This is a genomic window from uncultured Flavobacterium sp., from assembly GCF_963975515.1.
Lineage (GTDB): Bacteria > Bacteroidota > Bacteroidia > Flavobacteriales > Flavobacteriaceae > Flavobacterium.
In genome coordinates this window covers 38,961-50,488 of sequence record NZ_CAXBGY010000013.1, presented here as the reverse complement: position 1 = coordinate 50,488, position 11,528 = coordinate 38,961, and the positions used below count along the sequence as shown (strand labels likewise).

The window sequence follows — 11,528 nt, the reverse complement described above, 5'->3', positions numbered from 1 at the left end:
TTATATATGAACCTACAAAGTTAAAATAAGGATTGAAAGAAAAAAATTTTAATGAAGTTCTTTTAGTTAAAAAAACTTACCTTAATAATGAAAAATGTCCTTTGACAATTCTTCCATTATTTAGTTCAATAGTATACCAATAATCGTCTGCTGGAAGTGTTTTTTTATTATAAGTTCCGTCCCAACCATAGCTTAATGGATTAATTTGAGTCAATAATTTTCCATAGCGATCAAAAATTCTAATTACTGTTTTTGCATTTAGTCTTGCATCGACTCCTTTTATATTCCAAAAGTCATTATATCCATCTCCATTGGGTGAAAAGAATTTTGGGGCACCTAATACATTAATTTCTTTATTCACAACACCACAACCTCTTTCATCTTTTACATAAATATCATAAATTCCAGGAATTAAATGGCTAAAAACATTTGACGTTTGATAGGTAATATTGTCCAAACTATACAAATAAACACCAATACCTGTTGCATCAATAAGTAATGTGTTGTCGTCAGAGAAATCATTAACTATAACATTATTAATAACTGCAATGTCAGATTCATTAACGACAATTGTTCTAGTATTTTCGCAATTGTTTGAATTTGTAACTGTAACTGAATAACTACCCACTTCATTTACTTGCAAAGCATAACCAGTTTCTCCAGAAATTATATTGTTATTTATATACCACTGATAAGTAAAATTTGAAATCTGATTTACATTATTTAAACCTGCATTTAAATTCACATAGTAATTTGGCAAATTATTACAGACAAACATTTCTTGTCCATTTATTTCAATATTAGGTAATGAAAGTACCTGAAGCGAAATAACACCAGTTATAAAACAAGATAAATCATTTGAATTAATAACTTTTACAGTAATATTCTGAGTTGAAGTTGTAAAAGGATTGGGCAAAGGGCTTGAAAGTTGTACATTATTTTCATCATAATATTCCACTAATAAACCTGTTTGACTTCCTAAGATTGTGTTTTGAAAAGATGAAGTGTCAAAAGCAGCAAATTCAGAAATTTGACTAGGATCATTTTGATTACACAAAGTAGTTAAACTTGACGGTACAGAAAAAAATTGTGGCTTATTGTTAATAATAAAGTCAATTGTTGTTGTAAAAGCACAAGGATTACTAGTATTACTTGTGAGCGTAACATTTATAGTTTGAGAACTTGTTATAAATGGATTTGGCAATGGACTTGATAATGAATTATTATTTTGATCTGAATAAGTTAAATCAAAACCCGTTAAACCATTTAATAAATCTGACTCCACATTTGTAGTATCAAAACTAAAAACTCCATCTGGTGTGTCATCACAACCTAAAACTTGAAGCGGCAGCAAGCTATTAAAAACAACTTCAATTGGTTTTATAATAAAACAAGAAGAGCTTATATGATCAATTCTGGCAAAATAAGTTCCTTGAGAAACATTAATTAATCCTGTTATTTCATTTAAATTTAAAGAAGCATCTTGGTTTGAAGCAAAATAAGAAACTGAATACCCTATGATGCTTCCTAAAAACGAAGTAGATAAACCTAAAAAGTCATATGGTTCTAAATTATCGGCACCATCATCACATAAAATAACATCATTAAAGTCATCAAAACTTTGAGTCGAGAAAGGATTCGCAATTGTAGCAGTACCAGACCAATTTAAAGTAAATGGCGAACTTCCAACAGGCCTATCAATCACTATAAAGTAACTTTCACCAGCTAAAACATCTAATTGCTTTACAAAGCTATTCCCATCTGCACCTGGACCTTCAGAAATATCAGTAGAACTAGCATTCATTCCTGTATAATTATTATGCTGATTTGCTGCTAATGGATTTGTAGTAGAACACCGTATTGACGAACCTAAATTCCCACAATCAGAATTAGGACCAAAAACCCAGAAATCATAATCTTCATTAATATCATTGCTATTAGGAATTAAAGTAAAGCCTAAAGTTCCAGCTTGTTCAATAGTAACTCTAAGCCATAATGAATTATTTTCCTGACTTTGACATGACTGTGGGATAATTTCTTGAACACCTGCTCCAGACACATTGTACGAGACACTTTGGTTATCACATGCTTGAATATAATTTTGACAATCATTCGGAAGGTTTTGACCAAAAATTGTAAAACTTAACACCAAAAATATGAATATGTAATATTTATTTTTCATTAATTTTAATAATAGAAGTATCAAATATAAGAAAAATCTAACGCAGCTGTTTGTAAATACCTTAAATTCTATTTTTAAATTCTAAAATTGCATTAAAAGGTTTCAATGTAATTAATGGTTTTATTTGGATAGGCTCTCTCTTTTCAATTATTTCAAACTGTTCAACTAATGCAATTATTGAAAGAATCATTTCATACATAGCAAAATTATTCCCAATACACATTCTAGGCCCAGCTCCAAAAGGAAAATAATTATTTGAAAACTTAATTTTTTCATCTAGAAAACGTTCTGGAATAAATTCTAGGGGACTATTCCAAAAATCTGGATGACGATGAATTTCGTACACTGAAAATAATAAATTAGATCCTTTTGGCAAAGTCAATCCATTAAAGTTTTCCTCTTCTATATTCACTCTATCAATAAAATAGGCAGGTGGATAAAGTCGCATGGATTCTTCAATTACTAATTTAGTGTAATTAGCATTTTTTATCCAATACATAATTTCATTAGATTCAGATTTTACATTTCGGATTTCTTCAAGAATTTTTAATTGAGAATCTGGGTTTCTAGCTAATAATTCGCAAATAAAAGTTAAGGCATTTGAAGTTGTTTCATGGCCAGCAGCAAATAAAATTAAAATTTCATCTACCAATTGATTCTCATCCATGCTTGACCCATCTTCATATCTTGCATTTAGCAACATTTCTAATAAATCGTCGTGCTTGGCTTTACTTTGCTTTCTTTCTTCAACTAACCTTTTAAGAATTGATCTTGAGTTTTGAGTTAAGTCTAAATGCTTTTTTGTTTTTCCAGATAAATTAAACCACCAAACTAAAAAAGGTTGTCTTAACTCTTGAACCAACATATTTTGAGTAGCTTCAGTAGTATTTTGAAGTGAACTGATATCTGAATTAGATATGTCAATGTTAAAAATAGACTTAACAACAGTTTGAAAGGCTAAATCATTAAAAACTGGAAATATATCTATTGGCTTTCCTGTTTTAATATTTTTTAATTCTGTTAATATCGTTTGTTGAATTGTATCTAACAAAAGAACTAATTGGCTTTTATGAAAAGCTGGTTGAATTAGTTTTCGTTGTTTTTTCCAATGTTCACCTTCAGCAGTTAACAATCCTTTTCCAACATATTTTGCTAAATCTTTAGTTTGAATCTTTGATTTAGTATAGTTTTTTTGATTTTTTTGAAGTGCGTGTTGCAAAAGACTTGCATCTCGACAAAAAAGAACAGATTTACCTAAACCAATATTTAAACGAAAAACATCTCCTAATTTATTAAAATTCGCAGCATGAAAAGGCAATGGATTTTTTAAAATGTTATTAGCATGATTAAGAAATCTAAAAAAAGAAACTTCAGGAATTTTATTGGGTAAACTCATTTTATTATTTTTGAATTTTTAAAACAATCCTCCTTGTATATTGTTACGAATTTTACCTAAATGTTTATAAGCTTTGTCTGTAACTTCCCTTCCTCTTGGAGTTCGCATTATAAATCCCTCTTGAATTAAGAAAGGTTCATACACTTCTTCAACAGTTTCACTACTTTCTGAAACAGCAGTAGCTAAAGTTGATAATCCTACTGGTCCACCTTTAAATTTTTCAATAATTGTTGTCAGGATTTTATTATCCATTTCGTCTAATCCATGAGCATCTACGTGAAGAGCTTTTAGAGCAAACTGAGCAATTTCAATATCTATACTTCCATTTCCTTTTATTTGAGCAAAATCTCTTACTCTTCGTAACAAAGCATTTGCAATTCTAGGTGTTCCTCTACTTCTACCTGCAATTTCGATAGCAGCCTCCATAGTTATAGGCATATTTAATATTGAAGAACTTCGTTGAACAATTGTAGTCAAAAGTTCGGTATTATAATATTGTAAGCGACTTTGAATTCCAAAACGGGCTCTCATTGGAGCTGTTAACAAACCCGAACGTGTTGTAGCGCCGACAAGTGTAAACGGATTTAAATTTAATTGAACAGAACGCGCATTTGGTCCTGATTCAATCATTATATCAATTCTGAAATCTTCCATTGCAGAATAAAGATATTCTTCTACAATTGGACTTAAACGATGGATTTCATCAATAAAAAGAACATCTCTTTCTTCAAGATTTGTAAGTAAGCCCGCTAAATCTCCAGGTTTATCTAAAACAGGCCCAGAAGTAATTTTAATACCAACACCAAGTTCGTTTGCTAAAATATTTGCTAAAGTTGTTTTTCCCAAACCTGGTGGTCCATGAAATAAAGTATGATCTAAAGCTTCTCCTCTTAGATTTGCAGCTTCAACAAAGATTTGTAAGTTTTCTAAAACTTGTTCTTGACCTGTAAAATCATCAAATGAAAGAGGTCTCAACTTTTTTTCAAGGTCAAGTTCTTCTGGTTTATAATTTGAATTTGTTGGATCAAGATTCTCGTTCATATAGCAAATATAATTAAAGTTACATAAAAAAACCTTTCCGTGTTGGAAAGGTTTTAATTTAAATTTTTTAAATCTTAATGATGTAATTGTTCTTCTCCTGGTTGCATAGGAACAGTTTGTGGAACAAAGTCATCATCATGACCTGGTTTACTATAATCATATGGCCAACGATATACTTCAGGAATTTCTCCTGGCCAGTTACCGTGAATGTGTTCAACTGGTGCTGTCCATTCTAAAGTATTTGCTCTCCATGGATTCATTGGTGCTTTTTTACCTTTGAAAATACTATAGAAGAAGTTCCAAAAGAAAGGAATTTGAAATGCAGCTCCAACAATTGCGAACACAGTAATTAATACGTTAACGTCTGCTAATTCGTCAAATAATGGAAAAGCTGTATTTGTATAATAACGTCTTGGTAAACCTGCCATTCCGATAAAGTGCATTGGGAAGAAAACTCCATAAGCACAAACTGCAGTTACCCAAAAGTGAACGTATCCTAAATTTTTATCCATCATTCTACCAAACATTCTTGGGAACCAATGATAAACTCCAGCAAAGAAACCATATAAAGCAGATATACCCATTACTAAGTGAAAGTGAGCAATAACGAAATATGTATCATGAACATTAATATCTAATGTACTATCTCCAAGAATAATTCCTGTTAAACCACCTGTTATAAATGTAGAAACAAATCCGATTGAGAATAACATAGCAGGATTTAACTGTAGGTTTCCTTTCCATAATGTTGTTATCCAGTTGAATGCTTTTACAGCAGACGGAATTGCAATTAATAAAGTTGTAAAAGTAAACACAGAACCTAAGAATGGATTCATTCCTGAGATAAACATGTGGTGACCCCAAACAATTGTAGATAAAAATGCAATTGCAATAATAGAAGTAATCATGGCTCTGTAACCAAAAATTGGTTTACGAGAGTTTGTTGCTATAATTTCAGATACAAGTCCCATTGCTGGTAAAATAACAATATAAACTTCTGGATGTCCTAGGAACCAAAATAAGTGTTCGAACAATACAGGTGAACCACCTTGATAATGTAATACTTCACCACTTATAAAGATATCAGATAAGAAGAATGATGTTCCAAAACTTCTATCAAAAATTAACAATAAAGCAGCTGAAAACAATACTGGGAATGAAACTACACCAATAATTGCTGTAAGAAAGAAAGCCCAAATTGTAAGTGGCAATCTTGTCATAGACATTCCTTTAGTTCTTAAATTAATTACAGTAACGATATAATTTAAAGACCCCATTAATGAAGATGCAATAAAAATAGCCATTGAAACTAACCATAAAGTCATACCTAAACCAGAACCTGGAATTGCTTGTGGTAATGCACTTAAAGGTGGATAAATTGTCCAACCTGCAGAAGCTGGCCCTGTTTCAATAAACAAAGAAGCAAGCATAATAATACAAGAAACAAAAAACATCCAATATGAAAGCATGTTCATAAATCCTGATGCCATATCTCTTGCTCCACATTGTAATGGAATTAGTAAATTACTAAATGTTCCACTTAAACCAGCAGTTAATACAAAGAATACCATTATAGTTCCATGTATAGTAACTAAGGCAAGGTATATATCATTTCTCATTACCCCACCTGGAGCGAAGTCTTCACCTAAAAATATTTTAAAAATTTCAAAAGATTCTTCTGGCCAAGCTATTTGCATACGAAAAAATAGTGATAGAGCTACCCCTACAATTCCCATTAATAAACCTGTAATTAGATATTGCTTAGCAATCATCTTGTGATCTATACTAAATATATATTTAGTAATAAAAGTTTCTTTATGATGACCGTGTTCGTGTGACATAATTATATTTTTTGAAATCTTCTATATTATTTTATAACTTGAGCTACAACTTTTGTAGAATCTACAATCGTTTCTATTGTTTTTTCTTTAACTTCTTCAACTTTTGGTGCATTTGCCTCTTTCCATTGAGAAGATAGTGTTGGTTTTTCAGCTAACCATTTTTTATAATCGTTTGGTGTATCTACAACAATTTTCATTTGCATGTTGTAATGAGATCTACCACAAATTTTGTTACATAATAACAAGTAATCAAAAGTATAAGGATCCAAAGCTGCTTGACCTTTTGCAACTAATTCAGTACTTTTTTTAGCTCTGATTTTGTTAATCTTATCAACTTTAGCTATGATAGCTTCATCTTGTCTCATTTCTGCAGTAGTAACTGTAGGAATAAAAGCAAACTCAGTAACCATTCCTGGAACACAATTCATTTGTGCTCTAAAGTGTGGCATATAAGCAGAGTGAAGAACGTCTTGGGATCGAATTTTAAAAACTACTTTTTTTCCTTTTGGTAAGTGTAATTCAGTTACAACTTTATCATCTTGAGCATTAGCATCTTCTAAATCTACACCCACAGTGTTAATTCCTTCAATATATCTTACGTTAGCTTTACCTAAAGTATTATCATCACCAGCATAGCGAGCCTCCCAACCGAATTGTTTTGCATATAACTCAACATACATTACATCTTCGTCTTCATCATAATACATGATTTGATTCCAAGTATATAATCCATATAAAATTAAAACAGCTAAAACAATAACTGGAATAATAGTCCAAACAGCTTCTAATTTATTATTATCAGCAAAATATAGTGCTTTTTGACCTTCTTTACCTCTGTATTTGAATGAGTAATAATGCAATAAAAACTGCGTTATCGTTTGAACAAAGAAAATTAACCACATTGAAATATCCATCAAGTTGTCAACTTCTACTCCATGTTCAGATGCTGGAGTTCCTAATACAAATTCTCCCCAAGCATATAATGAGTAAATTGTAAATAAATATATGAATCCTAAAAATCCAAACATTAAATAACCATTCACACTATTATCTCTATCGTTTGCTACTCCAGAATCATCTATAGTTTCGCCAACTTGAGTTAAATCAAATATTTTAGTTAACTGCCAAACAGCAATTCCAATTAAAACTAAAACAAAAATTACCAATAAACTCGTCATTTGTTTATCTCTTTTAAATATTAATAATGAAAATGTTTACTTTCTTCCATGAAAGGATATCTTTTAGTAATAAGCGGTGCTTTTGTTAAAGCTGTAAATACTACTAATATAAATAAACCTGAGAAGAAAAGTATTGATCCTATTTCTGATGCTCCAATGTACCATTGATCACCAACAGTAGCTGGCATAATCATAATAAAGAAATCTAAATAGTGACCAAATAATATTACTGCACCTGCTCCTATAACAATCCATGTTAAACGCTTAAAATCAGCATTCATAAGAATTAATATTGGGAAAATGAAGTTTAAGGCTAACATACCAAAGAATGGTAAATTATATTGTTCAATTCTAGTAACATAGTATGTTACTTCTTCTGGAATATTTGCATACCAAATTAACATAAATTGTGAGAACCATAAATATGTCCAAAAAATACTAAAAGCAAACATAAATTTAGCTAAATCTTGAATGTGACTTTTGTTTACTTCTTCTAAAAGGCCTTTTGATTTAAGGTATAAAGTAATCATCGTTATTACTGTAATTCCGCTTACGAAGAAACTTGCAAAAACATACCATCCAAATAAGGTACTGTACCAGTGAGGGTCAACAGACATAATCCAATCCCAAGACATAATAGATTCTGATACTATAAAGAATACTAAAAATGCAGCAGAAGCTTTGAATAATTTTTTATAATTTGAATCATCATTAGATTCATCTTGAGCTAAAGTTAATTTTCTAGCAAAAAATCTATATAAATTCCAAACACCAATAAAAATAACGGCTCTAATCAAAAAGAAAGGAACGTTTAGGAAACCTGTCTTACCTTGAATTAAAGCATCATTTTTTACAACCTCTGGATCCATCCATACAAAAAGATGATTTACATGAAATCCTGAAAGCAATAATAAAACGAAAAATATAATTGAACCTGGTAATAAATAAGCCGTAATCCCTTCCATAACTCTAAACAATACTGGAGACCAACCTGCTTGAGAAGCAATTTGTATAGCATAAAATGCTAAAACTCCCATTGTTAAAAGAAAAAAGAAAATACAAGCTACATAAAATGCAGACCATGGTTTATTTTGTAATTGATGAAAAACATGTTCAACATGTTCTTTGTGTTCAGCATCTGCATGAGCATCTTTTACATCATGAGTCGCATGTGTATCTTGTGTATCATGTGTTGCATGAGCATCTTTTGAAGCTTCACCGTGACCACCATGATGGCTTTCGGTCAACATCTTTTCTACTTCTTCAACAGAACTTGGTGTAGAAATATAACCATACGCAATTCCTAATATCCCTAAAGCTATAAGAATAAATGAAAAAGTTTTTAATTTACTTGAAAAAGTGTACATATCTTTTATTTTCAAAAAAGTGTTTTACAATTATAATTCTGATCTCAATTTTAAAACATAATCGGCTACTTGCCATCTTTCTTCTTGCGAAAGTTGATTTGCATGCGAACCCATTGAGTTTAATCCGTAAGTTACTACGTGAAAAATACTTCCTGATGTAACTTCTCTATCTTTATAACTAGGAACTCCAAGAAATTTTTCTCTTTCTACTAGTTTTCCTTTACCGTTTCCTGAATCACCGTGACAAATTGCACAATAAATAGTATATAATTCTTTTCCTTTTTCAGGATTTGAAGATATAGAATCTAAAGGTGAAGTCATTGATTTTGACAAAGCATAACCTTCTGGTGTATTAGGGATTTCGTAGGGAACAAAACCTCTTTTTATAGCACCTTCTGGCACTAATTGTCCTTCTTTTCCATTTTTAAATGCATCACTTTCAGAATAGGTTTCATATCCTACAGATTCATACATGTTTGGAAAAAATTGATAGTTTGGTTTTGATGTATCATGGCAAGATGTTACCATAATTGACAAACCTACTAATGCTACTATTTTATATAAGCTTTTCATATCTTGTATTAATGCTTTTCTATTACTTTAACTTCAACTGCTCCAGTAGTTTTGAAGAAAGAAACTAATTCATCTTCATTTCCGTGAATTCCAACTTCCATTAAAAAATGATCATCTGTTGTTCTTACATCAGGGTTCTCAGCTTGTTTAAAAGGCCATAATTTACTTCTCATGTAGAAAGTAATAACCATTAAGTGAGCTGCAAAAAATACTGTTAATTCGAACATAATTGGCACGAATGCTGGCATGTTTTCTAAATAACTAAAACTTGGTTTTCCTCCAATATCTTGAGGCCAGTCAGAAATCATTATAAAATTCATCATTGCAGTTGCAACAGACAAACCAACTAAACCATATAAAAATGATGCAATTGCGATTCTTGTTGGTGCTAGACCCATAGCCTTATCTAGTCCATGCACAGGAAAAGGTGTATAAATCTCTTCTATTTGATGATGTGCAGATCTAGTCTTGTGAACTGCATCTAATAATACATCATCATCATTGTATATAGCGTGTATAACTTTACTCATGATATTATTAATGATTATCTGAATTATGATCGTTTAGTGCTCTTGCTCTTTTGAAATTATCTCCTGAAGTTTTCAAAATAGTTTTAACTTCGGCTTGTGCAATTACAGGGAAACTTCTAGAATATAATAAAAATAAAACAAAGAAGAATCCGATAGTTCCTATAAATATACCTGCATCAACAAATGTTGGTTGAAACATTGTCCAAGACGAAGGTAGGTAATCTCTATGTAAAGATGTAACAATAATTACGAAACGCTCAAACCACATTCCAATATTTACAACAATTGATATTATGAAAGAGAATGTAATACTTGTTCTTAGTTTTTTAGACCACATAAATTGTGGAGAGAATACATTACAAGACATCATTAACCAATATGACCACCAGTAAGGACCAGTTGCTCTGTTTAAGAATGCGTATTGTTCATATTCAACACCAGAATACCAAGCGATGAATAATTCTGTAATATATGCTGTTCCAACAATAGAACCCGTAATCATAATTACAATATTCATTAATTCAATATGTTGAACAGTGATATATTCTTCTAGGTTAGAAACTTTTCTCATGATAATAAGCAAAGTATTTACCATTGCAAACCCTGAGAAAATTGCACCTGCCACGAAATATGGTGGTAAAATTGTTGTATGCCAACCAGGAACTATAGATGTTGCGAAGTCAAAAGATACAATCGTGTGAACCGAAAGTACAAGAGGAGTAGCTAAACCAGCTAATACTAATGAAACTTCTTCAAAACGTTGCCAGTCTTTTGCTCTTCCACTCCATCCAAAAGATACTATAGAATAGATTTTTTTAGTAAAAGGAGTAATTGCTCTATCTCTAAGCATTGCAAAATCGGGTAATAAACCAGTCCACCAGAAAACTAATGATACTGAAAGATACGTTGAAATTGCAAATACATCCCAAAGTAAAGGTGAGTTAAAGTTTACCCATAAAGAACCAAATTGATTAGGAATAGGTAAAACCCAGTAACCTAACCATGGACGACCCATGTGAATGATTGGGAATAAACCTGCTTGCATTACAGAGAAAATCGTCATTGCTTCTGCAGAACGGTTAATTGCCATTCTCCATTTTTGACGGAATAATAATAGTACTGCTGAAATTAAGGTTCCTGCGTGACCGATACCAACCCACCAAACGAAGTTAGTGATATCCCATGCCCAACCAATTGTTTTGTTTAATCCCCAAGTACCTATACCTGTAGTTATAGTGTAAGTCATACAACCTAATCCCCAAAGGAATGCAGCAAGTGCGATTGTAAAAACTGTCCACCAAAGTTTGTTAGCTCTACCTTCAACAGGTCTAGCAACATCTACTGTAACATCGTGGTAAGATTTATTTCCTACTACTAAAGGTCTTCTAATGGGTGCTTCGTAATGAGACGACATATCCTT

9 protein-coding genes are annotated in these 11,528 nt (G+C 31.4%); all 9 read right to left on the bottom strand.

What is annotated here, in order from left to right; all coding sequences use genetic code 11:
- Positions 1-76 precede the first annotated feature (76 nt).
- The 9 genes from AAC008_RS12860 to nrfD all read right to left on the bottom strand — a co-directional run bounded on the left by AAC008_RS12860 (position 77) and on the right by nrfD (position 11,522).
- A complete protein-coding gene (locus AAC008_RS12860) occupies positions 77-2,182 on the bottom strand; it encodes a T9SS type B sorting domain-containing protein (protein WP_339889719.1) in 2,106 nt (701 codons plus the stop codon).
- Positions 2,183-2,243: 61 nt separating this feature from the next.
- Positions 2,244-3,578, bottom strand: coding sequence for a cytochrome P450 (locus AAC008_RS12855; RefSeq protein WP_339889717.1), 1,335 nt, complete (start codon positions 3,576-3,578; stop codon positions 2,244-2,246).
- An 18-nt stretch (positions 3,579-3,596) separates the two neighbouring features.
- Positions 3,597-4,619 carry a Holliday junction branch migration DNA helicase RuvB gene (ruvB, locus tag AAC008_RS12850; protein ID WP_339889715.1) on the bottom strand — a complete coding sequence of 341 codons (1,023 nt, stop codon included), beginning with the start codon at positions 4,617-4,619 and terminating at the stop codon, positions 3,597-3,599.
- Positions 4,620-4,693: 74 nt separating this feature from the next.
- Positions 4,694-6,460: a cbb3-type cytochrome c oxidase subunit I gene (locus tag AAC008_RS12845; protein ID WP_339889713.1), complete on the bottom strand. Its 1,767-nt coding sequence runs from the start codon at positions 6,458-6,460 to the stop codon at positions 4,694-4,696.
- 26 nt (positions 6,461-6,486) lie between these two features.
- The gene (locus AAC008_RS12840; RefSeq protein ID WP_339889712.1) at positions 6,487-7,638 is read right to left on the bottom strand and encodes a cytochrome c oxidase subunit II; all 1,152 of its coding nucleotides are present in this window, start codon (positions 7,636-7,638) and stop codon (positions 6,487-6,489) included.
- A gap of 20 nt (positions 7,639-7,658) precedes the next feature.
- Positions 7,659-9,005: a quinol:cytochrome C oxidoreductase gene (locus AAC008_RS12835; RefSeq protein ID WP_339889710.1), complete on the bottom strand. Its 1,347-nt coding sequence runs from the start codon at positions 9,003-9,005 to the stop codon at positions 7,659-7,661.
- Between the two features lie 30 nt (positions 9,006-9,035).
- Positions 9,036-9,578, bottom strand: a complete 543-nt coding sequence (locus AAC008_RS12830) for a cytochrome c (RefSeq protein WP_339889709.1) — start codon at positions 9,576-9,578, stop codon at positions 9,036-9,038.
- A gap of 8 nt (positions 9,579-9,586) precedes the next feature.
- Complete coding sequence (locus AAC008_RS12825) at positions 9,587-10,111, bottom strand: DUF3341 domain-containing protein (RefSeq protein WP_339889759.1); 525 nt, start codon at positions 10,109-10,111, stop codon at positions 9,587-9,589.
- 4 nt (positions 10,112-10,115) lie between these two features.
- Complete coding sequence (gene nrfD, locus AAC008_RS12820) at positions 10,116-11,522, bottom strand: NrfD/PsrC family molybdoenzyme membrane anchor subunit (protein ID WP_339889708.1); 1,407 nt, start codon at positions 11,520-11,522, stop codon at positions 10,116-10,118.
- Positions 11,523-11,528: the final 6 nt, after the last annotated feature.